25 protein-coding genes are annotated in these 24,631 nt (G+C 61.2%); 10 read left to right on the top strand and 15 right to left on the bottom strand.

The features are described 5' to 3' along the window. Positions 1 to 309 precede the first annotated feature (309 nt). Positions 310 to 1,290 carry a hypothetical protein gene (locus tag ADG881_RS08055; RefSeq protein WP_039926440.1) on the top strand — a complete coding sequence of 327 codons (981 nt, stop codon included), beginning with the start codon at positions 310 to 312 and terminating at the stop codon, positions 1,288 to 1,290. A 148-nt stretch (positions 1,291 to 1,438) separates the two neighbouring features. Here ADG881_RS08055 and ADG881_RS08050 read toward each other — a convergent pair whose 3' ends face one another. The 5 genes from ADG881_RS08050 to dapF form a co-directional block, all read right to left on the bottom strand. Next, the gene (locus ADG881_RS08050) at positions 1,439 to 1,753 is read right to left on the bottom strand and encodes a YqcC family protein (RefSeq protein ID WP_039927316.1); all 315 of its coding nucleotides are present in this window, start codon (positions 1,751 to 1,753) and stop codon (positions 1,439 to 1,441) included. A gap of 18 nt (positions 1,754 to 1,771) precedes the next feature. Next, positions 1,772 to 2,479 carry an HAD family hydrolase gene (locus ADG881_RS08045; protein WP_007150405.1) on the bottom strand — a complete coding sequence of 236 codons (708 nt, stop codon included), beginning with the start codon at positions 2,477 to 2,479 and terminating at the stop codon, positions 1,772 to 1,774. A 77-nt stretch (positions 2,480 to 2,556) separates the two neighbouring features. Next, positions 2,557 to 3,480, bottom strand: a complete 924-nt coding sequence (gene xerC, locus ADG881_RS08040; protein ID WP_007149362.1) for a tyrosine recombinase XerC — start codon at positions 3,478 to 3,480, stop codon at positions 2,557 to 2,559. 16 nt (positions 3,481 to 3,496) lie between these two features. Then, entirely contained in the window at positions 3,497 to 4,222 is a 726-nt protein-coding gene (locus ADG881_RS08035; RefSeq protein ID WP_007150515.1) for a DUF484 family protein, read from the bottom strand. 66 nt (positions 4,223 to 4,288) lie between these two features. Further along, on the bottom strand, positions 4,289 to 5,137 hold the full coding sequence (gene dapF, locus ADG881_RS08030) for a diaminopimelate epimerase (RefSeq protein WP_007150455.1): 849 nt from the start codon (positions 5,135 to 5,137) through the stop codon (positions 4,289 to 4,291). A 319-nt stretch (positions 5,138 to 5,456) separates the two neighbouring features. Here dapF and ADG881_RS08025 point away from each other — a divergent pair, with 319 nt between their 5' ends. Beyond that, entirely contained in the window at positions 5,457 to 6,308 is an 852-nt protein-coding gene (locus tag ADG881_RS08025) for a 23S rRNA (adenine(2030)-N(6))-methyltransferase RlmJ (RefSeq protein WP_007151058.1), read from the top strand. 24 nt (positions 6,309 to 6,332) lie between these two features. Here ADG881_RS08025 and ADG881_RS08020 read toward each other — a convergent pair whose 3' ends face one another. The 3 genes from ADG881_RS08020 to ADG881_RS08010 form a co-directional block, all read right to left on the bottom strand. Then, positions 6,333 to 7,337, bottom strand: a complete 1,005-nt coding sequence (locus ADG881_RS08020) for a Solitary outer membrane autotransporter beta-barrel domain (protein ID WP_007150327.1) — start codon at positions 7,335 to 7,337, stop codon at positions 6,333 to 6,335. Between the two features lie 95 nt (positions 7,338 to 7,432). Beyond that, on the bottom strand, positions 7,433 to 8,674 hold the full coding sequence (gene lysA / locus ADG881_RS08015) for a diaminopimelate decarboxylase (protein ID WP_007149037.1): 1,242 nt from the start codon (positions 8,672 to 8,674) through the stop codon (positions 7,433 to 7,435). A gap of 2 nt (positions 8,675 to 8,676) precedes the next feature. Further along, positions 8,677 to 8,862 carry a lipoprotein gene (locus ADG881_RS08010; RefSeq protein ID WP_007150991.1) on the bottom strand — a complete coding sequence of 62 codons (186 nt, stop codon included), beginning with the start codon at positions 8,860 to 8,862 and terminating at the stop codon, positions 8,677 to 8,679. 281 nt (positions 8,863 to 9,143) lie between these two features. Between ADG881_RS08010 and rnk the strand changes: the two genes are divergently transcribed. Next, positions 9,144 to 9,539, top strand: a complete 396-nt coding sequence (gene rnk, locus ADG881_RS08005) for a nucleoside diphosphate kinase regulator (protein WP_007151479.1) — start codon at positions 9,144 to 9,146, stop codon at positions 9,537 to 9,539. Positions 9,540 to 9,676: 137 nt separating this feature from the next. Here the strand turns inward: rnk and argH are convergent, their stop codons facing one another. Then, complete coding sequence (argH, locus tag ADG881_RS08000) at positions 9,677 to 11,077, bottom strand: argininosuccinate lyase (RefSeq protein WP_007149797.1); 1,401 nt, start codon at positions 11,075 to 11,077, stop codon at positions 9,677 to 9,679. Between the two features lie 136 nt (positions 11,078 to 11,213). Here argH and ADG881_RS07995 point away from each other — a divergent pair, with 136 nt between their 5' ends. The 7 genes from ADG881_RS07995 to ADG881_RS07965 all read left to right on the top strand — a co-directional run bounded on the left by ADG881_RS07995 (position 11,214) and on the right by ADG881_RS07965 (position 17,746). After that, positions 11,214 to 12,242: a sensor histidine kinase gene (locus ADG881_RS07995; RefSeq protein WP_232211758.1), complete on the top strand. Its 1,029-nt coding sequence runs from the start codon at positions 11,214 to 11,216 to the stop codon at positions 12,240 to 12,242. Between the two features lie 14 nt (positions 12,243 to 12,256). Further along, the gene (locus ADG881_RS07990) at positions 12,257 to 12,997 is read left to right on the top strand and encodes a LytTR family DNA-binding domain-containing protein (RefSeq protein WP_007148361.1); all 741 of its coding nucleotides are present in this window, start codon (positions 12,257 to 12,259) and stop codon (positions 12,995 to 12,997) included. Positions 12,998 to 13,102: 105 nt separating this feature from the next. Continuing rightward, on the top strand, positions 13,103 to 13,414 hold the full coding sequence (locus ADG881_RS07985) for a TRL-like family protein (protein WP_007150603.1): 312 nt from the start codon (positions 13,103 to 13,105) through the stop codon (positions 13,412 to 13,414). A 222-nt stretch (positions 13,415 to 13,636) separates the two neighbouring features. Further along, a complete protein-coding gene (gene hemC, locus ADG881_RS07980; RefSeq protein WP_007148739.1) occupies positions 13,637 to 14,569 on the top strand; it encodes a hydroxymethylbilane synthase in 933 nt (310 codons plus the stop codon). After that, positions 14,566 to 15,294, top strand: coding sequence for a uroporphyrinogen-III synthase (locus ADG881_RS07975; RefSeq protein WP_007148659.1), 729 nt, complete (start codon positions 14,566 to 14,568; stop codon positions 15,292 to 15,294). Before hemC ends, ADG881_RS07975 begins: the two co-directional genes overlap by 4 nt. A 257-nt stretch (positions 15,295 to 15,551) precedes the next feature. Continuing rightward, positions 15,552 to 16,517: a uroporphyrinogen-III C-methyltransferase gene (locus ADG881_RS07970; protein WP_007149436.1), complete on the top strand. Its 966-nt coding sequence runs from the start codon at positions 15,552 to 15,554 to the stop codon at positions 16,515 to 16,517. Further along, positions 16,514 to 17,746, top strand: a complete 1,233-nt coding sequence (locus tag ADG881_RS07965; protein ID WP_007151289.1) for a heme biosynthesis HemY N-terminal domain-containing protein — start codon at positions 16,514 to 16,516, stop codon at positions 17,744 to 17,746. Before ADG881_RS07970 ends, ADG881_RS07965 begins: the two co-directional genes overlap by 4 nt. A 104-nt stretch (positions 17,747 to 17,850) precedes the next feature. Here ADG881_RS07965 and ADG881_RS07960 read toward each other — a convergent pair whose 3' ends face one another. The 6 genes from ADG881_RS07960 to ADG881_RS07935 form a co-directional block, all read right to left on the bottom strand. Further along, entirely contained in the window at positions 17,851 to 18,360 is a 510-nt protein-coding gene (locus ADG881_RS07960) for a membrane integrity-associated transporter subunit PqiC (RefSeq protein WP_007150136.1), read from the bottom strand. Then, positions 18,357 to 19,976: an intermembrane transport protein PqiB gene (pqiB, locus tag ADG881_RS07955; RefSeq protein WP_007151400.1), complete on the bottom strand. Its 1,620-nt coding sequence runs from the start codon at positions 19,974 to 19,976 to the stop codon at positions 18,357 to 18,359. The genes ADG881_RS07960 and pqiB overlap by 4 nt, the downstream gene beginning before the upstream one ends. Beyond that, entirely contained in the window at positions 19,973 to 21,298 is a 1,326-nt protein-coding gene (locus tag ADG881_RS07950; protein WP_039926438.1) for a paraquat-inducible protein A, read from the bottom strand. The genes pqiB and ADG881_RS07950 overlap by 4 nt, the downstream gene beginning before the upstream one ends. A gap of 200 nt (positions 21,299 to 21,498) precedes the next feature. Beyond that, the gene (locus ADG881_RS07945; protein WP_007148911.1) at positions 21,499 to 22,494 is read right to left on the bottom strand and encodes a 2Fe-2S iron-sulfur cluster-binding protein; all 996 of its coding nucleotides are present in this window, start codon (positions 22,492 to 22,494) and stop codon (positions 21,499 to 21,501) included. 104 nt (positions 22,495 to 22,598) lie between these two features. Then, positions 22,599 to 22,985 carry an MAPEG family protein gene (locus tag ADG881_RS07940; RefSeq protein ID WP_007151160.1) on the bottom strand — a complete coding sequence of 129 codons (387 nt, stop codon included), beginning with the start codon at positions 22,983 to 22,985 and terminating at the stop codon, positions 22,599 to 22,601. Positions 22,986 to 23,173: 188 nt separating this feature from the next. Further along, a complete protein-coding gene (locus ADG881_RS07935) occupies positions 23,174 to 24,490 on the bottom strand; it encodes a 2-hydroxychromene-2-carboxylate isomerase (protein ID WP_039927314.1) in 1,317 nt (438 codons plus the stop codon). Between the last annotated feature and the right edge of the window lie 141 nt (positions 24,491 to 24,631).

Raw genomic sequence — 24,631 nt, 5'->3', positions numbered from 1 at the left:
GTGAGCGCGGGGCAAGGCGTTTAAAAACCGACAATCAACGAATCGTGTTGTTGCGTGGAGCGTGTTGCGTGCCGCGTCTCATCTTTCTCCCTGACGTGGATCGCCAGCCGCAGCCAGCTTTCCACACCTAATTTAAGGCTCTTCGGCATGCAGCATGCCACCTGCCGCAGCGCGCAGGATCTGTTGTCATTAGGTTGTTTGCCAGCCGAGCTCACTCTTTCGGCGCGGCAGCAAGCGGCAATAGTCATGATCCTGTGACCGCGTTGTGGCGTGAAGCATGTTGCCTGCTGCGCTATTTTTGGAGGCAGTATGGCTGTCATGGCATGGCCCGCGGCCCCGGCAACATCCCCTCTGTTGAGGCAGTGTGGTGCTGCGCTCGGTGACCGGGTGTTGCGGTTGCAGGATGAACCGCTGGCAATTCTTAAAGCGCTGTACCGGTTGGGTTCACTGGTGGTAACCACGTTCTCCAGTGGCTCGCGCATTTCCCAGAATATGCATTACCCGACCCTTCAGGACGGCGAGTCCGGGGTGCCCGGTGAATGGTGGTTGGAATCGGTGGGGGAGCGCTGCCGGCTGCGCCAGAGCTTGCAGGTCGGCCAGTGGCATTCGGTGCTGGCGGTGCTGGAACCCACAGGTGCCTTGCCGGCCCGCAGCCTGGTGTTCTTTGACCGTCATGGGCAGCCGCTACAGCAAATGGCGGTGGCGCCGGACAGTGGCGGGCTGGCGTTCGAGGAACTGGTGTGCGCCATGCTTCATCCGGACCAGCAAACGCTCAATCTGCCGGCGGTGTTGCCGTGTGGTGTGGGCGGTGAACTCGGGTCGCTCAGCCAGTTGGAACGCGACTGGGCGAGCAGCACGGATGACGAAGATTTTGCCGGCTTGTTGCAGCGCTGCGATCAACAGCGCGACGTCTTGTATCGCTCGGTGCGCGACAGCTTTGCCTGCCAGGTAAGGCCGGAAACGTTGCCGGCGGTGTTGGCGGAAGCGGCTGTTCGAGACACGGTAACAACCTTGTGCGTGGGTAATCAGGGGGTGCGCCTGTGCATGACTGCGCCCTGGTCGTCGCCGCGCTGGCAGGGCAGCCATTGCCATCTGGCCCATAACGGCGCGTTGGTGTCGCTGGACATGGCAAAGATGGACAGCCTGTGGCGTCTGCGCAAGCCCGGTGATGGGCAGGTGGTTACCGCCCTTGAAGCCCTGGATGATCGAGGCCAGTGGTTGTGGACCCTGTCTGCGGGTGACGAGGAAAACCAGTGGCGGGCGCTATTGAAAGATAGTGTTATTCGCTAGCGACGAGCGACGAGCGACGGGATTGGGAAAAGTAGAAACGTTTCACGCCGCTACGTTTCTACGGTGCTGCTGCCGCATGGCAGACGCTGAAGCGTCAGGTTGAAGCGAGGCAGGGCTGTCGTCAGCCCGCGCCGGGCAGTCAGATCACTCAAAACTGATCATCGAATTGCTTGATCAGATTGATGATTCCCGTTACGTCCTGCTCCATGCCTTTCAGGGCTTCCTCTGCCATGGGGGCAATATCGCATTGTCCGGGCAGGGGATGGTCCGCTTCCAGAATGGCCCGGAAACGGGCGATGAAGACCCACTGTAGCCACTCGCTGAAATTCATGGTGTCCGCAAAAAATGGCGTGCCGCTATCGAAAGCCGATGGCGCCGGCGGCTGCGTGGCCCACAGACCTTGCTGGTCCAGTTCCGTTTGCAGGTCATCGAGTAACGAGGAAAGTTGGGCGCGTTGGCTCATGGGGGAAATCATCCGCGGTCAGTCGTCGAAGAGCGGCACCAGATCCGGTAGCTCATGCAGGTTGTGGATATGGTGACGGGGACGGTCCAGTTCAACCGGCCAGGCCAGATCGATGAGGTTGGCCCAGACGGCATGCATGCCGTGTTCGCGGGCAGCGTGCACATCTTCCAGCGGGTGGTCACCCACGTGGACGGCCTGGTGGGCTTGAACCCCGGCGGATTCCAGCGCGGCATGGAACATGTCCGGGGCGGGTTTGCGCTTGCCGATGGTTTCCGCAGAGTGATGGAACGCGAAGAGTTCGGCGATGCCGATCTGGCGCAGGTCGGCGTTGCCGTTGGTCAGTGCGCCCAGGGTGTAGCTGTCGGCGAGTTGCTCCAGTACCTCCCGGGCACCGGGAAAAAACGATACCTGGTTTCGGGCCTGATGAAAGACCGCGAAGGCGTCCAGGGCGATTTTGCGGGCCTCGGCGTTACTGAACCCGGCGTCCATGAAGGCCCGGGTCATGGCGTCCTGGCGTAGCGCGGTCAGGTTGTCCAGGTAGCCGGGGTTTTCCTTGAGCAAGGTGGTGCGCACCATGCGCACCCGCTCCGCGTTGAGGGCGCGGGCGGCATCCGGGTGGCGGTCAGCGATCCAGTCGCTACAGGCTTTCTCGGCCTTGCGGATCACCTCATCCACAGGCCACAGCGTGTTGTCCAGATCGAAGGTAATCAGCTTGAGTGTACTCATGGGCGGTAGTTTATCGTAAAACCGCTAATGGCAGCACACCGGGTTGCTTGTGTCAGAGATGGGGCGGGTGCCCGGGATTATTCGTCTTCGTCCTTGCGGCGCTGGGCCCTTGGATGGGCGCCATCGTAGACCTGGGCCAGATGCTGGAAGTCCAGATGGGTGTAGACCTGGGTGGTGGCCAGATCGGCATGGCCGAGCAGTTCCTGTACCGCACGCAGGTCGCCGGAGGATTCCAGCAGGTGGGTCGCGAAGGAGTGGCGTAATTTGTGCGGGTGCAGATGGTCGTCGAGACCGCGCTCCAGGGCGTGCCGCTTGAGCCGTTGCTGCACGCTGGAAGGTGACAGGCGACGGCCGTTCTTGCTGATGAACAGGGCGGTTTGCTCGCCGCTTTTAATCAGCAGGGGGCGTACTTTCAGCCAGCGGCGTACGGCGGTGAGGGCGGGTTTGCCCACCGGCAGCTGGCGGGTTTTGTTGCCTTTACCGGTGACCAGTAGCTGGCCGTCACGCAGGTCGATGCTGTCCAGATTCAGGCTCAGCAGCTCTGCCAGCCGCAGGCCGCAGGCGTAGAGCAGCTCCATCATGGCCTGGTCGCGCAGGGCCAGCGGTTCGCTGCTGTGGGTGCCGGCATCCAGCAGGTGGCTGACCTGATCCGCGTCCAGCGCCTTGGGCAGGCGTTTGCCGCTTTTCGGGGCGCGGATATCCATGGCCGGGTTATCACGGGCCAGCCCCTCGCGCATCAGGTAACGGAAAAACGTGCGCAGGGTTGAGAGCATGCGCTGGATGGTTTTGCCGCTTTTGCCCTTGCGGTGGAGCGTGGCTGCCAGGCTGCGAATGTCGTGCACGGTGAGGGTATCCCAGGGCTGGGTGCCCAGGACTTTTCGAGCCTCGACCAGGTCGCGCTGATAGCTGCTGACGGTGTGCGGGGAAAGGCGGCGCTCGCTGGCCAGATGGGTCAGGAAGGCGTTAACCGTTGGCGCTGTGCCAGTGCTGTCGCTGTCCACGGTTAACGGTCCTCGTTCAGCTGATATCGCTGGTTTTCTTGGCTGCCTGATGGGGGTATTGGCGCACGACTTCGTGGAGCCGGCGGCTCAGCACCTGGCCAATATGGGTAATGAACAGGGTGCCCAGGGAGCTGCGGAAGTGCATGGCGCTTTTGCTGCCAATGGCCAGCAGGCCCAGGCGACCCTGGTATTCCAGCGGCACCATGGCGGCGGAGCGAATGTCCGTGGCGTTGTCCTGGAACAGGGCTCCCATTTCTTCCGTGCGCATGGCGCCGCATACGGCCTTGCCGCTGCGCAGAAGATGGTTGAGCGCGCTGGGCAGGGCGTCGCTGTCCACGCAGCGGATCTGGTTGCGCAGGTCACCAAGAATGGGCACTTCCCGGTCGTACAACATCAACGCCACCTGGTCACAGTGAAAGTCCGTGCTCAGGCTGGTGAGGAGATTGCGGAACAGTTTTTCGGCGCCACGGGCTTCCAGCAGCGACAGGGTCAGGCGGCGAGTCTTGTCGAACAGGTGATCATTTTCCCGGGCCACATCCAGCAGGCCGTTGAGTCGGTCGCGCAGCTCGGTATTGCGCTCGCGCAGAATCGACGCCTGGCGCTCCAGCAGCGATACCGCCTGGCCTTTGGAATCGGGCAGACGTAACAGTTCCAGCAGCTCCGGGCGATGCTGAAAGAAATCGGCATGTTCTCGCAGGTAGGCGGCGACCTGGTCGGCGCTGGCTGGGGTCTGATCCGTCATCAATCCTGTCCTTTGTCATCATTCGGGTCAGTCGGCACTGACATCGCCGGTGTTCGTAATCGCCTGCTAAAGAGTGATTTCGATAGCGCCATCATAGACATGGCTGGCGGGGCCTGTCATCTGGATGCCACCCTGGCCATCGTAGCAGACTTGCAGCGTACCGCCCGGCAGGTGCACGGTGACGGCGGCATCCAGCCAGCCCCGACGTTGGCCAATGACCACAGCGGCGCAGGCGCCGGACCCGCAGGCCAGGGTTTCGCCGGCGCCCCGTTCGTAGACGCGCAGGCGGATTTCGTTGCGGCTGACGATCTGCATAAAGCCCACGTTCACCCGCTCGGGGAATTGCTCATGGCTTTCCAGCAGCGGGCCGACGCTCTCTACTGGCGCGTTATCCACGTTTTCTACCAGCAGGGTGCAGTGGGGGTTGCCCAGGCCAACCGCGCCCACTTCCCAGGCTTGCGTGCCGGATACCAGGAAATAGCTGTCCGCTTCGGCTTTGGCGGTCATGGGGATGGCGTCTGGCGCCCAGCGAGGCGCGCCCATGTCCACGGTGACCTGCTCATCGTCGGTGACGGTGAGGGTCATCTGGCCGGCGGCGGTTTCCACCTGGATTTCACGCTTGTCCGTGAGCCCCTGTTCGCGCACAAACCGGGCAAAGCAGCGGGCGCCGTTGCCGCACTGGCTCACTTCGGAGCCGTCGGCATTGAGGATGCGGTAGCGGAAATCGGCGTCAGCGGAACGGGAGGGTTGCACGATCAGCATCTGATCGAAACCCACGCCAAAATTGCGGTCGCCAAGGCGGCGTATTTCATCCGCAGGCAGGGGCAGGCCGGTTTCCGGTAATGTCTGGCGAATGCCGTCGATGACCATGAAATCGTTGCCCAGGCCGTGCATTTTGGTAAAGCGCAGGTTCATACCGCTGTCCGGTGAAGTCGTAATTAAAGGCCTATTGTACGGCCTCCCGGGGCTGAAATCAGTGCCTTGGGCGGTGCAAAATGTCTATGGGGCTGATTCTTTCCGGCGATACGCGGAATGAATTGCGGGTCTGCTGCGAACGCTGGCGCCGGTTATACGGTTTCATGCGCGGGGCATTCAGTGCCTTGCAAAAGACACAATCCATCAAAAAACAGACCCTACGTCGGCCGAGCAAGGTACAATTGTCCATTGATCGTGGCGAATCTGTCGTCGCGAATCCGCCGTGAGGCGTTTTTCATTCCCAGTTCAGGTGTCCGTCATGCTTTCCTACCGTCACAGTTACCACGCCGGCAATTTTGCGGATGTGCTCAAGCACATTGTGCAGGTGGCAATCATTGAATACCTGAAGAAGAAGGACAAACCCTTCACCGTGCACGATACCCATGCCGGTGCAGGCCGTTATGCCATCGCCAGCGAGCATATGCAGAAGACCGGTGAGTACCAGGACGGCATTGCCAAACTGTTTGGCAAGCGCACCGGGGTGGGGGTGATTGACCAGTACGTGTCACTGGTGGAAAAGCTGAACCCGGTGGGGCGGCTGACCGATTATCCCGGTTCGCCGCAGATCAGTGCCCGCCTGCTGCGTGAGCAGGATGTGCTGCAATGCACTGAGCTGCACACCACCGACTTTGCCCTGCTCAAGCGTGAGTTTGCCGACGACAAGCGCGTGCAGGTGCTCAAGGAAGATGCCTGGCAGGGGCTCAAGGCATTGTTGCCACCGCAGCACCGGCGTGGTCTGGTATTGATCGATCCGTCCTACGAGATGGAAGCGGATTACAACGGCGTGCTGCCTGCGGTGCAAATGGCCATGGAGAAATTTGCCACCGCCACCTATGCCATCTGGTACCCGGTGCTGGACCGCAACCGCACAGAAAGCTTTATTCGCCGTTTCGTGAAAGCCGGCATTCCCAACCTGCTACGGGTGGAGTGTTGCGTGCGCCCGGATGCTTCCGGCCGTGGCATGACCGGTACCGGCATGTTGATCATCAACCCGCCTTATACCCTGGCCCAGCACATGGCCCAGGCCATGCCGTTATTGAAAGACGCGCTCTGCGATGCCAACGGCCATACGCTGGTGAAAATGCTCACCGGGGAACAGGGCCAGTCCTGATCCGGTTGTCGCCCTGGTGGCTGTTTACGTCTCGTTGAATAACAGCACCAGGGTGCCGCCACGCAGCAGGCTGCCGTAGTTCAGATTGATCCCGATGCCGATGTTGTCGATGAACGGGATGCGCTCGTGAATATCCAGCAGCCAGCCTACGCCTGCCTCGTAGTAATAATGATTCCCCAGTGACCCCTCCAGATCGCCGCCCAGGTCGAAGCGGGATGCCTGCATCCACACGTTCTGGCCGGGCAGGATGCGGGTGACAAAGGGGTGTTTCCAGCGTGCCCCATTGGACCAGTGCCAGGCTTCCGGCGCGACGTCATGGGCGGCGCGGTCGGTATGAAAGGTGTGCCCGGCCATATAATGGATGTCACTGAACAGCTGTACTTCCGACTGTTCCCCGCCAATGAAATAGGTCAGCCGGGCGCTGGGTTCCAGTAGCCAGGCATCCGCGTTGAAGTTGGTAATGAGTCCGTCGACGGCGGGGGCGATGGCCTGGGAATCGGCGGTATTGAAGTCGGTGTCGTTGCGGTAACGCATCCAGTGCGCGTGGGTGGAGAAGGCAAGGTCCCAGTGGGTGGACAACCGGCGGCTAAAGGTCCCGCCGACACTCAGGGAAGTGACCGAGCTGTTGATTTCGTCCTTGGCCCGGCTGGTGCTATTGATGATCTGGGTCTGCTGTTTGTTTTCCACATAGGCGGCTTTCACGCCCAGCGACAGGGTATTACCGGTTTCCGCCAGAGGGGTTTGCCAGGTGTAGGGCAGGCTGAAGGTGGCGATGCGTTGTCGCAGTTCCCGGGATTCCAGTGAGCCGAAGTTATCGTCGTCCAGATTCAGCAGTGTGTTGGGGTCAAAATCCCAGAACCCGAAGCGTACGGCGTCGCCGCTGGTTAGCAGGTTGGCGGTGACAAAACTTTCCGCAAGGCTTAACCGAATCGCACGGTTAACGGCGTCGTTGGCTGACGCTTTGCCGGGAGCGGCGGCAAGTAACAGCCCGGGCAGGATCAGTGATGACAGCGCAGCACGGAAATTCATGATGGCAGGGAGAAGTCCAGGGGGTTGACCGTGACAGCCAAAGCGTAAAACAAAAAACGGGCCGAAGCCCGTTTTCTGTGCCTTGTCAGGCCATATCAGGGAAGCAGCGATTCCTGCTTCAGCTGATCGTCATAGGTTTCCCGTTGGCGCACCACAAAGGCCTGGTCGCCATCCACCATGATTTCGGCGGGGCGGTTGCGGCTGTTGTAGTTGCTGGCCATGGCAAAGCCATAGGCACCGGCGCTGCGCACGGCCAGCAGGTCGCCGGTTTCCAGGGACAGGGCGCGGTCCTTGCCGAGGAAATCGCCGGTTTCGCACACCGGGCCAACGATGTCCCACTCGCGGCAATCGGCGTCGTGGGGTTTTACCGGGACAATGTTCTGCCAGGCGGAGTACAGGCTGGGGCGGATCAGGTCGTTCATGGCGCCGTCGACAATGGCGAAGTTCTTGTGCTCGGTGGGCTTGAGGAACAGCACTTGGGTAATGAACAGGCCGGCGTTGGCGGCAATGGAGCGGCCCGGTTCGATATGCACGGGCAATTCGCCGGGAATGTGCTTGAGCAGGGCCTGCACATACGCTGAACGGTCCGGCGGGGTTTCGTCGTCGTAGGTGACGCCCAGGCCGCCGCCCAGATCCAGATGATGGATTTCGATGCCGTGTTCCTGCAGCTGGGCCAGCAGCTTCAATACCCGCTCCAGCGCATCTTCAAAGGGCGCAAGCTTGGTGAGCTGGCTGCCGATGTGGCAGTCGATACCGAGAATCCGGATGTGCGGCAATTCGGCGGCGCGCTGATACAGGGCCGGCGCCTTGGTGATGTCCACGCCGAACTTGTTGTCTTTCAGGCCGGTGGAAATGTAGGGATGGGTCTGGGCGTCCACGTCCGGGTTCACCCGAATGGCGATGGGCGCTTCGCGGTCCAGTTCGCCGGCTACCAGATTCAGCAGCTCCAGCTCCGCAGCGGATTCCACATTGAAACAATGAATGTTGGCTTTCAGGGCTGCGGCCATTTCATCGGCGGTCTTGCCCACGCCGGAAAAGACAATCTTGTCCGGATCGCCACCGGCGCGTAGCACTCGTTCCAGTTCGCCCCCGGAGACGATATCGAACCCCGCCCCACAACGAGCCAGTACATTCAGCACCGCCAGGTTGGAGTTGGCTTTCACCGCGTAACACACCTGATGAGGGTGGTCGCCGAAGGCTTCATCGAAGGCCAGATAATGACGCTCCAGAGCCGCACGGGAATACAGGTAGAGCGGCGTGCCGAAGCGATCCGCCAGTTGCTCTACGGGAAGTTCTTCGGCGAACAATTCACCGTCGCGGTACTGAAAGGGGTCCATGATTATTCCTGTCCGGACGCGTTGGCGTCGTCTTCGTCTTGGGTGTCGTCACTGTCAGTGGCGTCGGCTTGCGCCGCCTGGGCGTTGCCGGCCGACGCGGCGGCGTTGCGTTCCTGATCAAAATACAGCGGGCCTTTCTGGCCGCAGCCGGCCAGGAGCAGGAACAGTAACAGGCTGAATGGGCGCATGGGGTACTCCGTTTGCTGGGGTGTGAGTATAACGGTTCGTGACTCTGGAGGTAATGCGGGGGCGATGTGAAATCCGGTGATGGCGATGTCCGATAACGCCGCTTGAGAAAAAAACGGTCCGGTTTACTATCTGTGGATAGTCCGCTCCGCGTGGACGCATTTCTGCTGATCTTTTCGCCCCTTTCTCGTACTTGCCCTGCCTGCGCCTGGATACCCCGGCATGCGGGCGGGCGTGTATGCGTGGGGCATTTCTGAATGATTGACCCTGTAAGGAGAAAGCCATGGCGTTACCGGCCATTACCGTTTCACGTTTGGATGTTGCGCGCCTGGAAGCATTGTTAGCGACCGCCCATGGCGAGGTGGCCGACGGCCTGGAAGAGGAACTGTTGCGAGCCACGGTGGTGGCACCCGAGGCAATGCCGGCGGATGTGGTCACCATGAATTCGCGGATTCGCTGCCGGGAACAGGCCCGTGGTCGGGAAATGAGCCTGACATTGGTGTACCCACAGGATAACGGTCCGGAGCGGGTGTCGATACTGGCGCCGGTGGGGGCGGCGTTGCTGGGGTTGTCGGTGGGGCAGAGCATTGACTGGCCGGCGCCCAACGGCAAGATCTTGAAACTGGAAATCCTGGCTGTTGAATATCAGCCGGAAGCCAATGGTGAGGATCTGGAGTAGCGCCGGGATGGGACTGCTGCCGGGCGTGCTACGGCTGCGCAAGCCGGTTGCCCGGAACGAAAACGCCGCCGGCTCTCTGGAGCCGGCGGCGTTTTTTATCGTACGGCGCCTTCCGAAGAAAGCGCTTGTTGCGGCGCTTACTGGCCGGTGTTGTCCAGCGCCTCGCGGGCACGGCCGACGGCCGCTCGTACTTGGTCCGGCGCGGTGCCACCGATGTGGTTACGGGCGCTCACCGAGCCTTCCAGGGTCAGCACGTCGAACACGTCGTCGTCGATCTGGTCGCTGAACTGCTTCAACTCGGACAGGGTCATGTCGCCCAGATCCTTCTTCTTTTCCACGCCATAGGCCACGGCCTTGCCGACGATTTCGTGGGAGTCGCGGAAAGCGATGCCCTTGCGGACCAGATAGTCGGCCAGGTCGGTGGCGGTGGCGAAGCCACGGCGGGCCGCCTCGCGCATCACTTCACGATTAGGTTCCAGGGACGGGATCATGTCGCCGAAGGCGCGCAGGCTGCCTTTCAGGGTGTCCACGGCGTCGTACAACGGTTCCTTGTCTTCCTGATTATCCTTGTTGTAGGCCAGCGGCTGGCTTTTCATCAGGGTCAGCAGGCTGATCAGGTGGCCGTTGACGCGGCCGGTCTTGCCGCGCACTAGTTCCGGCACGTCCGGGTTTTTCTTCTGCGGCATGATGGAGCTGCCGGTGCAGAAGCGGTCGGGCAGGTTGATGAAGTTGAACTGGGCGCTGGTCCACAGCACCAGCTCTTCGCTGATCCGTGACAGGTGGGTCATGGTCAGGGCGGCCAGGGCGCAGAATTCAATGGCGAAATCCCGGTCGCTCACCGCGTCCAGGGAGTTTTCGCAGACGCCGTCGAACCCGAGCAGCTCGCAGGTGCGCTCGCGGTTGATCGGGTAGGTGGTACCGGCCAGGGCGGCGGCGCCCAGGGGCATGCGGTTGACCCGCTTGCGGCAATCCAGCAGGCGCTCGCGATCACGCTTGAGCATTTCGAACCAGGCCAGCAGGTGGTGCCCGAAGGTCACTGGCTGGGCGGTCTGCAGGTGGGTGAAGCCGGGCATGATGGTGGCCGCTTCGCGCTCAGCCAGGTCCAGCAGACCGACCATCAGGTGCAGGTATTGCTCTTCCAGAATCAACAGTTCGTCACGCAGCCACAGGCGGATGTCGGTGGCCACCTGGTCGTTACGGCTGCGGCCGGTGTGCAGCTTCTTGCCGGTGATGCCGATCTTGTCGGTGAGTCGGGCCTCGATGTTCATGTGCACATCTTCCAGGGCCACGGACCACTCGAACTCGCCGTTCTCGATTTCCTGCTGGATTTCACGCAGCCCCTGGATAATGGCATCGCGCTCTTCATCGGTGAGCACGCCCACTTCGGCCAGCATGGTGGCATGGGCCTGGGAGCCGTAGATGTCCTGACGGTACATGCGGCGGTCGAAGTTCACACTGGCAGTGAATTCCTGCACGAACTGGTCGGTGGACTCGCTGAAGCGGCCGCCCCAGAGTTTGTTCTGCTGCTTGTCAGTCATCGTACTTGCTCAACGCTTGGTTTGAGGGGGGCGCAAGTATAGCAGGGAGACACTATTCCTTGGGAGTGGCGGTTGGTTCAGGTATAACATCTTAATAATTAGTTCTTTTTCCGTATAAAGGGGATCGCCTGTGGCCATGGACGTGCCGGCCAATAACAGTTTCCTGCCCGACCTGTGCAGCACCCGTGCCGTGCTGGTGGTGGTGGTGGTGGCCGAGCTGATGGCGTTGGTGGTGACGTTGGTGGCCACTTACTACGACGATTTCAGCGTTGGCCGGTTGGCAATTACCTCCCTGTTTGTGCAGTGGGTGGGGTTGAGCTCTGCGGCGCTGATCTGCCAGCTGCGCAATCGGCTGAATCGTCTGCCGCCTGCCTGGACATCCACCGTGGTGGTGCTGCTGGTGGTGGCCGATACGTTATTGTTCAGCATTCTTGCCCGGTTGATCATGGCCTGGGTTAGCGGTGGCGCGTTGGAAACGGGATTGTGGTCGGCAGATATTCCGGTAAATGGCCTGATCGCGGCGATTATCGCCGGGCTGGTGATGCGTTATTTCTATGTGCAGGAGCAGCTGCGCCAGAAAGGCCAGGCGGAGCTGCAGGCGCGTATTCAGGCCCTGCAGTCACGGATTCGCCCGCATTTTCTGTTCAATTCCATGAACATCATCGCCAGCCTGATCGCGGTGGACCCGGACGGGGCCGAGCAGGTGGTGGAAGACTTGTCGGTGCTGTTTCGCGCCAGCCTCAAGAACAGCGGCAATGAGGCCTCTCTGGAAGAGGAACTGGAGCTGTGTCGACGCTATATCCACATTGAGCAGCTGCGGATGGGGGAGCGTTTACAGGTGGCCTGGGATATCCAGGTAGACGCAAAATCCCTGAAGATTCCGTTATTAACCTTGCAACCCTTGCTTGAAAATGCCATTTATCATGGCATACAGCCATTATCGGCGGGGGGGATGGTGACGATTCGTGCCCTCGCGCACAATGGCAACCTGGTGCTGTCGGTGAGCAATCCCAAGCCGGAAGGCGACGGGCATCACAAAGGCAACCGCATGGCACTGGAAAATATACGTCACCGGCTGGAAGCCCTGTACGGTGACGAGGTGGCGGTGGAATCCCGCCCGGAACAAAAAGAATACGAGATCGAAATTCGATATCCGCTGCAATAAAAAGGATGGGACTTATGCGGGTACTTGTCTGCGATGACGAGCAACTGGCTCGGGACCGGCTCAAGAGGCTGGTCGATAAAATCGAGAATGCCGAGGTGGTGGCAGAAGCGGCCAATGGCCGTGAAGCCATCATTGAAGCCCAGTCCTGCAAGCCGGACGTGGTGCTGATGGATATCCGCATGCCGGAAATGGATGGCATGGAAGCAGCGGAGCATCTGGGCAAGATGGATAATCCGCCGGCCGTGATCTTCTGTACGGCCTATGACGAGCATGCCTTGCAGGCGTTTCGGGTCCACGCAGTGGATTACCTGCTCAAGCCCGTCAATGCGGCCGACCTGACGACGGCGCTGACCAAGGCGAAAACGCTTAACCGTGTGCAACTGGCGGAAATCAGCGATGAGGTGAGCGAAGACAAGCCTCGCCGTCGCGGCCATATCAGCGCCCGTACCCACCGGGGGCTGGAGCTGGTGCCGGTGGATGATGTGCGCTACTTCCTGGCGGATCAAAAATACGTGACCGTGTGTTTCAGTGAAGGCGAAGTGCTGATCGACGAAACCCTGAAAGAGCTGGAAACCGAATTCGGCGACCAGTTTGTACGTATTCACCGCAATGCGCTGGTGGCGCTTCGGTATATCGAGGGCATGGAAATGGCCACCGCCGGGCATCATCAGGTGCGTCTGCGCGGGGTGGATGAACGGTTGACTGTGAGCCGCCGCCATGTGGCGGGCTTGCGGCGGGTGCTGCAAAGCCTGTAACGGGCGTCGGGGTAATTAACAAGGTCCGGGCCGCGTGCTAGCCTTGGGCCTGCTGCATTGCACGAAAAGTGAACGATAACGAATAACAAAAACAGGATCTCTGTAATGAAAAAGACTCTGCTTCTTCTGGTCAGCGCGGTTGTGCTCAGCGGCTGTGCCAGTGCCACCATGCCGGTTACCGGCTTCCTGTACGGCAACGTGAAGGCGCCCATGGCGGCCACCGCTTCTTCGGAAAAACCGACCCGTGTAGGCCGCGCCAGTGCCCGCTCCATCCTCGGTGTGATCGCCTCCGGTGATGCCAGTATCCAGACCGCTGCCCGCAATGGCGGGATCACCGAAATCCACCACGTGGACTATGAATCCCAGAATTTCTTTGGGGTGCTGGCGGAATTTACCGTGGTTGTCTACGGGAATTAAGTTGAAAGTGTAAAGTTCAAAGTTGAAACGCGGGCCTGCACCAGGTTGGGCCTGCTCTCGAAGCCGCGTCCAGACTATGGGCGCGGCTTCGACGTTTCTGAATCCGACTACTCTGCCCGCGCTTTTAAACTTTGAACTTTTCACTTTTAACTCCTCGTCTCGGCCCCCGCGCGCCTTTGCTGTAGACTAAGCCCACTTTTTAACTGAACAACAGGATGCCCCATGTCCCGCGAAATCTTGCGTATTGCTACCCGTTCCAGCCCGCTGGCTATCTGGCAGGCCGAGTATGTTCAGCAGCGTCTGGAAAGCCTGCATGAAGGGTTGGCGGTGGAGCTGGTGCGGATCAAGACCCAGGGGGACAAGATTCTGGATACCCCGTTGGCCAAGATCGGTGGCAAGGGCCTGTTCGTGAAAGAGCTGGAAGAGGCGATGATGGACGGGCGCGCGGACATTGCCGTGCACTCCATGAAGGATGTGCCCATGGAGCTGCCGGAAGGGTTTGCCCTGCCGGTGATCTGTGAACGCGAAGACCCCCGGGATGCCTTTGTTTCCAATACATTCGATAGCCTGTCGTCTTTGCCCCATGGCGCTTGCGTGGGCACCTCCAGCCTGCGCCGCCAGGCCCAGGTAAAAGCCAATCGCCCGGATCTGGTGGTGAAAAGCCTGCGCGGTAATGTGCAAACCCGGCTGGGCAAACTGGATGCCGGCGAATTCGACGCCATTATCCTCGCTGCCGCGGGCCTCAAGCGCCTGGAAATGCACGACCGCATTCGCTATGAAATGCCGCCGGAAGAATCGCTCCCCGCCGTAGGGCAGGGCGCGGTGGGGATCGAATGCCGCGAAGCGGATACGCGCACCATTGATCTGCTCTCACCGTTGAGTGATGTGGATACCTGGGATCGCGTGGTGGCCGAACGGGCCATGAACCGCCGCCTGGACGGGGGCTGCCAGGTCCCCATCGCGGGTTTTGCGTTGCTGGAAGATGGCCAGTTGTGGCTGCGCGGCCTGGTGGCAGAGGAAGATGGTAGCCGGGTGTTGCGGGCGGAAGGCTCGGCGCCGCGCGCCAAGGGTGCCGAATTGGGTATCGATATTGCCGAACAGCTGTTGGCGCAGGGTGCGGATGCCATTTTGAAGGCTCTGTACGCACGCCAATGACCCAGCAAGGACGGCAGCAACAGGTCGTCGTGACCCGCCCCGCGGGCCAGCAGCAACGGCTGATGGCCCTGCTCACGGAGGCGGGCTACCAGCCTCTTCACCAGCCGGCGCTAACAATAGAGCCGGTGCCGGTGGATGGCGCCATGCAACGCACCCTGATGGAACTGGATCGTTACCACGCGGTATTTTTTGCCAGCGTGAATGCCGCCCGGTTGGCCCTGTCGGCCATGGCGGACCTGTGGCCGCAGTGGCCGGTGGGAGTGCACTGGCTGGCGGTTGGTCGGGCCACGGCGGCGGAGTTGGCGTCCTGGCATCTGCCTGCCACGGTGCCAGAGCATGGCTTCAATTCCGAAGCAGTGCTGGCGCTGCCTTGCCTGCAACAGCTGCACGAAAAACAGGTCCTGATCTGTCGGGGCGACAGCGGCCGCGAATTGTTGGCGCAAAGCCTGGAAGCGCGTGGTGCCCGTGTCGATGCACTGGCCTTCTATCGGCGCCATGGGATCAGCGGCATCACCCTTTCGACGCAAACTGACTGGGTAATGGTTACCAGTGTGCAGGGTTGGCAGGCGTTACAGTCAGCCCTGCCCGCCGGGTGCGGCGTGGTGGTGGCTGGAGCGCGGGTGGCCGCGGCGGTGCAGGCCTGTCACGCCGGTCCTGTGCGGGTGGCGGCCAGCGCCCATGACGAGGATATGCTGGCGGCCTTGATGGATGGGGGCGGCGGTTAAGGCGAACCTGAATTCTCTCTGTGTCTTTGCGATTGCCGGCCTGGCTGCGAATCTCCCTTTTTACTGCACACGCAACGCCTGAAACCGGCGTGTCACGCCATTCCGCGTAGAACTTTTTACCCGATCTAACCGTTAATGATTGGACAGCAATGGGCGCTCACTTTAAGGTTTTTGCAATGATATCGGGTATCGCCACACCGAGGGCGCAGGGGGTTCGAGACTCGCGCACGCCTCGCTATGACAACAACGGAGCTGACATGACGCAGGATCGTCCTTTTTCCCGCCAGGCAGGAGTAAGCCTTTTGACTGTGCTGCTGGTACTGGTGGTGCTGGCCGCACTCGGGGCAGCGGGCTGGTGGGGGTGGCAGGAGTTTTCCCGGCTGAAGAGTGAAAAGAGCAGCCTGGCGGATCAAGTGACGACCGTGAAAGGTGAGTTGGCCAGCCAGCGCGCCCAGGTTCAGTCTGCCCTGTCCGGTCTGGAAAAAGAGCAGGCCAAACTGGCGGCACAGATGACCAAGGATCGTGCTGCGTTGACTGACTTGAAAAGTGGTGGCCAGCGCCTGTGGCTGATCAATGAAGCACGTGCCCTGGCGAGCCTGGCCAGCCAGCGGCTGTTGCTCACCCAGGATGCCCAGGCCGCGCGCCGCTTGTTGAAAGCGGCGGACGAAACACTGGCCCGCTTGGATGACCCCGCCGTGTTACCGGCCCGCAAGGCGCTGGCTCTGGACATGGAAACCCTCAGTGGGGCCAGCCAGGTGGACGTGCAGGGCATGGTGCTGCGCCTGGGGGCCTTGCGGGAACTGGTCGCTGAGTTGGCGGTACCCGCAGAAGCGTCACCACCGGAGCGTGATACCCCGGATGTAGATCAACCCTGGTGGCAAGATGTGCTGGACCGGATGCCGGTGACCGTGCGTCGCCACGAAGGGGCGGTGCCGCTGCCGTTGTCGGGTGAGCAGGCCTCGCTGGTGCGTCTGACTTTGGATGGCAGCCTGCAGCAGGCGCAGCTGGCGCTGATGCAGGGCCGTGCCGATGCCTATGGTCAAGCCGTCGAAAATGCCCGGAGCACGCTGAAACAATGGTTCCGGGACGATGATCCCCGTGCAGCACAAATGCAGACAACCCTGAAAGAAATGGGTGGTGCCAGTGTGGCCCAGGCCCTGCCGCAGATCGGGAATGGTTTGGCGGCCATCGAGGCCTTGAAACGCAAGGAGGGCGGCGCATGAAGAAAGTCGTCCTGCTGATTATTATCGCCCTGGTTGCCGCGCTGGCGCTGGGGCGCTGGATGGCAGCGGATTCCGGTTATGTGCTGATCATCCGTGACTCCGTGTCCGTGGATACCACCCTGGGGTTTGTGGTGCTGATGGCCCTGCTTGGGGCGGTGGCGCTGGTGGTGCTGACCTTGCTGGGCAACGCGGCCTGGAATGCCATGGAGCCGGTGCGGGCCACCCGACGCTGGAAAAAAGCGGTGGCGGAGCGTCGCTTGCGCAGTGGTTTCCTGCAGCTGGTGGATGGTGAACAGGAAAAGGCCGAGCGCTTGCTGGTGGCCGCCGGTGAAGACGGTGACTGGCCATTGGTGGCCTGGTTGCTGGCGGCGGAAGCGGCCCAGGAACAGGACAAGGTAGAGGCATCGCAGCATTATCTTGAACAGGCCAGCACCGACCGGCGGGGACGCCTGGTCGCCGGCCTGATGAAAGCGCGCTTCGCCCTGGATGACGGCTACCCGGAGCAGGCACGCAGCGAGCTGAAAGTGCTGGCGGATATGGCTCCGCGCAACAAGCGTATTCTCAATACCTACGCTGAGGTGCTGGAAAGCCAGAAAGACTGGCAGGCTCTGTGTGCACTGATGCCGCGTCTGAAACGGGCCTTTGGCGAAGCGAACCAGGCCCGTCGTGAGCGCCGGGCCTGGCTGGCCTGGTTGCAGGAAACCGCCCGCAAGCCTGGCTTCAACGATGCCGATAGTCGCCGGGATGAATTGCGCAAACTCTGGAAAGATGTGCCGGTTCACCTGAAAAACGATCCGGCCATGGTGGCACGCTATGCCGGCTTTCTGGCCCAGCTGGGTGGTGGCCGTGGTGCCTTGAATCTGGTCCGTGAGCAACTGGGTAACCAGTGGGATGACCGCTTGCCGCCGGTACTGGAAGCCATCGACGACATTCCCCCGGACGACCTGCTACAGGTACTGGAAAAGTGGCTGGTGGAACGGCCGGGCAATGCGTCGGTATTGATTACCGCTGGTCGCGTCGCGTTGAAAGCGCGTCTGTGGGGTAAGGCTCAGGGCTTTTTCGAGGCCGCGGCCAACTCCAGCCAGAGTGCCACGGCGCTGGCAGAACTGGCGCGCCTGTACCGGGCGCTGGGCGATTCCAGCAAGGCCATGTCTGCCTTCGATCGCCGTTTGGCACAGCTGGAAGGTAGTTTGCCCGCCCTGCCGTTGCCAGATAAAAGCGTGCAGTAGTGTTGAATGTCGTTTTGTCGGGTTACGCCGCTACGCGGCTAACACGACCTACAAAAACCGCAGCACCTTGTAGGTCGTATTAGGGGATGCAGGCAAGCCCCCCTTCAATCCATAGCGGCGGCAATCTCTGCCGCCACTGCCTGCCAACCCTGATCCAGCGTTCTTACCAGATTGGCATAGCCGCCGTTGTCCAGCGCGGCTTCCCACTGAATGCGCCCCTGCGTAACCTCTCCGTTGTTTCCAGTCAGCGCCCAGCGGCCGGTGATGACGGCGGAATCCCTGTCTTTGCCTTGCAGGCCCTGAAAACGGGTTAGCTCCACGGTGAGCGTCTTTTCGTCTCCGCTGGGCATGCGGGCTTCCAGGGAACGTTGTAATTGCGTGGCCAACGGTTCGGCCCAGCGATGGTGGCGGCCTACCTGTATCTCGCTATCACTGAGTTGCATGACAATGCCGCCCCGGTTCAGGTAACTGGCCAGGTGTACCTTGATGGTTAGCGGTGAATGCGCGGCCCCGGTGGCGGAGGGCAACAGGTAGCCCGGTGGCGATGTGGCGGGGGCGTGGCTACAGGCCCACAGGCCGGTGAGGATGGCGGCGATGGCTAGCAGGCGGATCATTGTGCACCTCGGGGTTGGGTGTCGGTGGCCGGGTGGCGCTGGAAGATCAGCGCGTTGGGCTGTTCATTCAAGGTGTCGAGTAATGGCTCGGCGTCATCCAGCAGGCGATTGAGCTTCTGCAGGGTGCCTTGCAGTTCCCGGTAGCCATCGCCGCCTGCCTGCCAGCCCTGCAGGGTGTTTTCCAGCGCATTCAGGTTGTCGGAAATCTGCTGGGGCAGCGCATTGAGGGCGGGATCATCCAGCAGGTTTTCGATGCGGCCGGTCACGCCGGACAGGTGTTTCAGGTTGCTGTTGAGGTTGTTGGCCATGTCCTGCATGGGAAGACCATTCAGGGTTTTCAGCAGGGCGTGGAGTTGATCTTCCAGCTTGCTCAGCCCACCGCTGTCCACGGAGGGAAGGACGGGCACGGAGCGGTAGGTGAGCGAGGCATCGGTTGCCGGGGCGTTCTTGTGAAACTCGAGGTCAACAAACAGGGAACCGGTCAGCAGGTTGCCGGCTTTCAGGCTGGCGCGCAGGCCGTTATCCACCATCTGGCGGATTTCACTTTCCCACGAGGGCAATGCAATCGCGGATTGATGGGTGACCCGTTGTGGTTCCAGACGGATCAGTACCGGAATCGGGCTGTCGGTCATGGCGTTGGGGCCTTCGGCGCCAAAGGCCCAGGGGACCTGCTCCACCGTGCCGATACGGATGCCGCGGTATTCGACGGGGGCCCCGGCTTGCAGGCCGCGCACGCTGCGTTCAACCAGCAGCACATAATCCAGGGTCTGGGTGTAGAGTGCCCGCCTGGCGCTTTCCTGGTTGTCATGCAGCACGAACTGGTGATCGTCTTCCACGGGGGCGCCCGTGCTCATGTTGGGGTCCGGTACGGAGAAGGAAATACCACCGCCAAGCAGGGCTTCCAGTGAGCTGAGTTGTGCTTGGAAGCCGCGGGCATCCAGCTGAAAGCCGATGCCGGAAACCTTCCAGAAGCGGCTGCTGTCGCTGACCAGTACATCGTAGGGTTTTTCAATGAACAGACGGTGGCGAAACAGTTCGGCATCGGGGTCGAAGGTGGTGTCCACCACGCGGCCCACTTTCAGGCTGCGGAAACTCACCGGGTCGCCGTTGTTGATGTTGGTGCCCGGTTCGCTGATCAGTTTCAGGAACAGGCCGTCGCCGGTTTTCTCCGGCGGTGGCGAATTTTCTACGGTAAAGGTTTTGGCCTTCTTGCTGCTGTTGCCGGGCAGCAATTCGATATAGGCACCGGACAGGACGGTGCTCAAGCCGCTGACACCCTCGCGCCCGACTCGGGGTTTGACCACCCAGAATTGCGTGTCGCTGTTGAGCATGCGCTCGGTGTCGGCCTGCATCTGTACGCTGAGCAGGGTGTGGCTCAGGTCTTCGGACAGGCTGACACTCTCTACTACGCCCACTTGTACATTACGCATTTTGACGGCGGTTTTACCGGCGTTGATGCCTTCCGCATCTTCCAGTTCCAGGGTAATCACCGGGCCCTGGCTGGAGAGGTAGCTGAACACCAGCCACAGGCCGATCAGTGCGGCCATCAACGGAATCAGCCAGACAGCAGATAACCGCGGGCGACGATGTGACGGTGGCGAATCGGCCTGGTTCAAGAGGATTTCTCCGGTTCGAGAGTGGGAGGCAGGCGTTGTTCTGCGCGTTGTTTTGAGTATTGCTGCAGCTGTTGTTGTCGGTCCCAGATCAGGCGGGGGTCAAACTGGTGTGCGGCGAGCATGGTGAAAATCACCACGGCAGAAAACGCCAGCCCACCCACACCGGGTGTGACCGTAAGAATATTGCCCATCTGAAACAGGGCGACAATGATGGCCACCACAAAGACGTCAATCATGGACCAGCGGCCAATCCACTCGGTGAGGCGATAGAGCTTCATCTGGCTGGTCATGTCCAGTGCCTGTCGCTGGCGGGCAGCGATACATAGCCAGCCAAGGGCGAGGATCTTGCCGAAGGGGACCAGCACACTGGCGGTGAAAATGATCAGGGCGATGGGCCAGTCGCCGTGGCGCAGAAACAGCATGACCCCGGCAATGATGGTGGACGGCTCGGTCTTGCCCAGGCTGGTGGTGATCATGATCGGGAACAGGTGCGCCGGAAAGCAGCAGAGAATGGCGGTGACCAGCAATGCCCAGACCCGCTGCAGGCTGAAGGGATGGCGCTCATGGAGAAAGCTGTGGCAGTGATGACAGCGGTGGGATTGTCCCAGCGGTTGCAGCTGCCCGCACCATTGGCAGCCAATCAGGCCCTGGCGCTGGGCGGTGTCGCCGGCATGCGCCTGCGCTGGTTGCTGCAGGTCGCCGAGCAGTCGCTGCCACAGGCCGATAGTGTTCATGCGGGTGACGGTGATCAGCAGGATCAAGGCGAACCCGGAAAAGGTCCAGAAGGCGGACAGCAGTTGAATATGGGCCATGGCGATGATCTTCACCAGGCTGACCAGGGCGGCGATGGCGAAGACATCCGCCATCATCCAGGGCTGCATGCGTGGCAGCCAGCGGGCCAGAAACAGGCTGCCGGGCAAGCGCCCGGGGCTGGCCAGGCTCATATGAATCCAGCACACCGACAGCAGGTATAGCCCCGGGATCACAATGATAGTGGCGATCACGATAGCGGCCAGGGCCGGGTGGTGATAAATCGCCAGCTCGTAGGCCGCGTCGGTGACGGTCATGGCCCGTTCAATGCCATTCTTCTCGAAGCCCAGATAGGGAAACAGTAAGGACAACGTCAGCAGCAGCAGGGCGGTGAACGCCAGGGCAGGGGTGAGCTGGTCGTTTTGCGCCGGCCGCATCAGCGGGTGCTGGCAGCGGGGGCACTGCAGCCACTGGCCGTCCCGGTGAATCACTACCTCGGAAACCAGGTCGCACTCGTGGCAAGGCAGCAGTAGCACTTGACCGTCGTGAGCCGAGGAGGGGGAGTCTGCCATCGTATCCTTTCCCTGGGGTGTAGCTTCAAGCTACAAGCTACAACGCGAGCCGGGTTGTTGCCAGCCCGACAGCCTTTTGGCCGCGATTTGTGCTGGATCCTGGCTTTGTCTGAGCAGCCAGACTTGTCGCGCGTGGCGAGGCCCTTTCCGGTTAGCGTTGGACTTAATTCGTGTTGCCGCTTGTAGCTTGAAGCTTGTAGCTAATCCCGTGGCGCGTAATCAAACACGTCGCAGTGGATGTTGCTGGCGGGAACGCCTTCGGCGACCAGTGCATCGAAAACCGCCCAGCCCATGGGCGGGGAACCGCCCAGAAAGAACAGGGGCAGGTCGGGTTCGCTGAGCGCTTCCAGTGCGGCTTCATGGACCAGACCTTCGGCGTGGTCCGGGTGGCGGATGTCCGACAGGGAGGTGACGAAATCGAAGTCGGCCAGGGCGCCCTGCCATTGGGCCGGCAGGTGGGGCAGATACAGGTCTGCGTCGGTTCGTGCGCCCCAGAACAGCCGCACGGGCTGGGTAAAATTCAGCGCGATCAGGCGTTCGATCATGGCTTTCACCGGCGCGAAACCGGTGGAACCGCAGATAAACCACACCGGCTGATCCGGTGCGCTGTCGATAAAACGCAGGCCGGCGGGCAGGGTCGTGCTGACGGTGCTGTCTGCCTGCAGGCTGGCCATGATGTCCTGGGCGGCACTGTTGTCATCGCCATGGCGAACGTGCAGCTCAATATCGCGGCCATCGCAATGGTTGGCGATGGAAAAGGGATAGCTTTCGCCGTGCAGGTTCAGCATCAGATACTGGCCTGCATGCCACTGGATTTTCTTGCCGGCGGGCAGGCGCAGCCAGACTCGACTGACGTCATGGTTGAGCGCGTCGATCTGCTGGATCTGGCAATGAATCTGGTGGACCGGCAATTCACCGGGCGCGGTTACCTCGGGCACATCTATCTCGCAGTCGCTGAGTGGCAGGGCGATGCAGTATAACACCTGGGAGCTACTGGCATCGCCCGCGTGAATGGTGCGGTTTTTCTGTTGCACCTGTCCATGACTGAGCTGACCGATACAGCGCTCACACACGCCATTGCGGCAGGCAATGGGGAAGCCGAAACCGGCCTGCTGGCCGGCGTCGACGATGCTCTGGTCGGTGCGGCAGGGGAAATGGCCCTTGCCACTGACGGTGATGGTGAAGGTCTGGGGCATGGAAACGTTGCGAGTTACGAGTATCGAGAAGCGAAGATCTACAATCGCTGTTGCCGGTTGTGGTTTTGCCTTTCGAAACTCAATACTCGTAACTCGCCACTGTTTTAACTGCCTACGCCCACAAACAGGGCCACAATACACCCCATGCCAAAGGCCCAAACCAGGGTGCGGGCGCTGGCCCAGTCCGCCACATAGCAGACGGTGAAGAGGATGCGGCTGGCGACGAAGGCCACGGCGATACCATCAATGGTGCCCTGCGGAGACGTGGCCGCCAGGTGGGCGATGATCACCGCAGCGGCAAAGGCCGGGGTGACTTCAAAACCGTTCTGCTGCGCCCAGTGCGCGCGTTTGCGGCTGCCTTCCAGGGTTTCCAGGAACTCGCGGGGGTTGTGATTCTGTCTGGGGCCGAACCCGCCCTGAAATTTGGCGATGCCGGTGGACAGATAAGGCAGGAACATGGCGGCAAGCACGCACCAGTAAGCAATGGTCATGACGTTCTCCGGTTGTTATGGGGGTTGTTGGGATGCTGCTGGCGGTTCGAAACAAGAGATAGTGGCGAGTGACGAGGAGCGAGTTTCGAAAACCCAAATCGGTTTGCCTTTCGCGACTCACTCCTCGTCACTCGCTCCTGTTTTTCTCGCCCCCAGCGAGACTACTGTGATTATGCCATCAGGGTAGTTCAGGCGCTGTCATCGGCCTGTGAGGCTAGCAGCCTCTGCTCGATGATCGCAAAACGATCCTGCCCCCAGGTCATGTCATCTTGGGTCATAAAACTGGGGACGCCCCAGCTGCCAGCGGCCATCATGGCGTCGCGGTTGGCTTCTGCCTGTTCGCGCCAATCGTCGTCGTCCAGCCAGCGGCGGGCCCGGTTCCAGTCCAGGCCGGCGTTTTCCACCAGAAACTTCAGGCCATTATCGCTGGCGGCGTTGATGCCCTGGCTCCAGATTCCGGTGGCGGCGGCGCGCAACCATTCGCGCAGGCGACCTTCTTTTTCGGCAAAGGGCCAGATCGCCATGCAGCGTTCCACGCCGGCGCCCACCGGGTCGCAGACCTTGCCGAACGGCACCGCGTGCAGGCGGGCTTCCCGGGCAGCGTCCTTGAGGATATAGAAACGTTTGGCTTTGGGGACCGTGAGCCCGCGCATCACCATGGGCAGCACCGGGCGGATTTTCAGGTCCAGCCCGTAGTGGTCGGCCAGCGCATAGGTGCGCGCCAGGGCGATGTAGGAATAGGGGCTGCGGAAGGAAAAATACAGCGCCAGCGGGGTGCCTTTGAGGGCTTCCGGAGTGTCTTTCAGGCGGGCCCGTTTGGCGCGGCCGTAGGGTAATGGCCAGTCGGCGCCGCCCAGTCCCAGTTCGTTGAGGCGGTGGCCCAGATGATCCAGCCGTTCCACGCTCCAGTACCATTCGCCGGCGTAGTGCAGGGTGCCAGTGAGGTAGTGGCCGTCTTTCAGGAACTGGTCCCGGCGGGCTTCCAGTGATAGCTGGGCCCGATCGGCAGCCTGTTGGCCATACTCGCTGAGCAGGGCTTCCAGTTTGTCGTGATCATTGCGCCACAGGGCATCGGCCAGGGCGGCGGCCAGGCTCCAGAAGCGCTCGTCGCCTTCGTGTTTCAGCAGGCAGCGGGTGGCGGCCAGGCTGACTTCGCGGGGAGGCAGCTGCCAGTCTTTTGGGAAGTCCAGCCCGTGCAGGTCGGCCAGCTTGACCGCGTCACGGGGGGCGAGCTCCGCGAGCATGTCGGCGGCGGGGTACATTTGCTGATCCAGGTACAGCATTACCCGTGGGGTGACGGTGATGCCGAAGTGCTGGGCAAAGCGCGGCATTACCTGCGCCATGAGCACCGAATAGGGATCATCAATGCGGAAGTAGAAGGTGGCCTGGTGGGGTTGGCGGCGCAATATGCGGCGCCACTCCAATAGTCTGCGGCGTAACTGTTGCAGGCCTTCACTGGTGATCAGGCGGGCAAACAGGGGCATCAGTTTGTGTTTGAGGCTCATGCGAATGATGGCTCCTTTGGCATGGCGCATTGTTGGCCAGACTGTCGACTATAGCTTAAGCCATCCAGCTGTTTCCGTGAAAAGGGGTAAAAAACGCAGCAATCCTTGCATGTCAGCAAGCCAAGGGCTGCCGCGTAGGAG

It is taken from the genome of Alcanivorax sp. DG881 (genome assembly GCF_000155615.1).
Lineage (GTDB): Bacteria > Pseudomonadota > Gammaproteobacteria > Pseudomonadales > Alcanivoracaceae > Alcanivorax.
This window is presented reverse-complemented; position numbering and strand designations above follow the sequence as displayed.

Coding starts and splice junctions, on each gene's coding strand:
- ADG881_RS07995 (WP_232211758.1), top strand. CDS start 11,214: ATGGACGTGCCGGCCAATAACAGTTTCCTGCCCGACCTGTGCAGCACC.
- ADG881_RS07935 (WP_039927314.1), bottom strand. CDS start 24,490: ATGAGCCTCAAACACAAACTGATGCCCCTGTTTGCCCGCCTGATCACC.
- ADG881_RS08010 (WP_007150991.1), bottom strand. CDS start 8,862: ATGCGCCCATTCAGCCTGTTACTGTTCCTGCTCCTGGCCGGCTGCGGC.
- ADG881_RS07965 (WP_007151289.1), top strand. CDS start 16,514: ATGAAGAAAGTCGTCCTGCTGATTATTATCGCCCTGGTTGCCGCGCTG.
- rnk (WP_007151479.1), top strand. CDS start 9,144: ATGGCGTTACCGGCCATTACCGTTTCACGTTTGGATGTTGCGCGCCTG.
- ADG881_RS08035 (WP_007150515.1), bottom strand. CDS start 4,222: ATGACGGATCAGACCCCAGCCAGCGCCGACCAGGTCGCCGCCTACCTG.
- lysA (WP_007149037.1), bottom strand. CDS start 8,674: ATGGACCCCTTTCAGTACCGCGACGGTGAATTGTTCGCCGAAGAACTT.
- hemC (WP_007148739.1), top strand. CDS start 13,637: ATGTCCCGCGAAATCTTGCGTATTGCTACCCGTTCCAGCCCGCTGGCT.
- ADG881_RS07950 (WP_039926438.1), bottom strand. CDS start 21,298: ATGGCAGACTCCCCCTCCTCGGCTCACGACGGTCAAGTGCTACTGCTG.
- ADG881_RS07940 (WP_007151160.1), bottom strand. CDS start 22,985: ATGACCATTGCTTACTGGTGCGTGCTTGCCGCCATGTTCCTGCCTTAT.
- ADG881_RS07960 (WP_007150136.1), bottom strand. CDS start 18,360: ATGATCCGCCTGCTAGCCATCGCCGCCATCCTCACCGGCCTGTGGGCC.
- ADG881_RS08025 (WP_007151058.1), top strand. CDS start 5,457: ATGCTTTCCTACCGTCACAGTTACCACGCCGGCAATTTTGCGGATGTG.
- ADG881_RS07945 (WP_007148911.1), bottom strand. CDS start 22,494: ATGCCCCAGACCTTCACCATCACCGTCAGTGGCAAGGGCCATTTCCCC.
- ADG881_RS07975 (WP_007148659.1), top strand. CDS start 14,566: ATGACCCAGCAAGGACGGCAGCAACAGGTCGTCGTGACCCGCCCCGCG.
- ADG881_RS07990 (WP_007148361.1), top strand. CDS start 12,257: ATGCGGGTACTTGTCTGCGATGACGAGCAACTGGCTCGGGACCGGCTC.
- dapF (WP_007150455.1), bottom strand. CDS start 5,137: ATGAACCTGCGCTTTACCAAAATGCACGGCCTGGGCAACGATTTCATG.
- ADG881_RS08020 (WP_007150327.1), bottom strand. CDS start 7,337: ATGAATTTCCGTGCTGCGCTGTCATCACTGATCCTGCCCGGGCTGTTA.
- argH (WP_007149797.1), bottom strand. CDS start 11,077: ATGACTGACAAGCAGCAGAACAAACTCTGGGGCGGCCGCTTCAGCGAG.
- ADG881_RS07970 (WP_007149436.1), top strand. CDS start 15,552: ATGACGCAGGATCGTCCTTTTTCCCGCCAGGCAGGAGTAAGCCTTTTG.
- ADG881_RS08050 (WP_039927316.1), bottom strand. CDS start 1,753: ATGAGCCAACGCGCCCAACTTTCCTCGTTACTCGATGACCTGCAAACG.
- ADG881_RS08045 (WP_007150405.1), bottom strand. CDS start 2,479: ATGAGTACACTCAAGCTGATTACCTTCGATCTGGACAACACGCTGTGG.
- ADG881_RS07985 (WP_007150603.1), top strand. CDS start 13,103: ATGAAAAAGACTCTGCTTCTTCTGGTCAGCGCGGTTGTGCTCAGCGGC.
- ADG881_RS08055 (WP_039926440.1), top strand. CDS start 310: ATGGCTGTCATGGCATGGCCCGCGGCCCCGGCAACATCCCCTCTGTTG.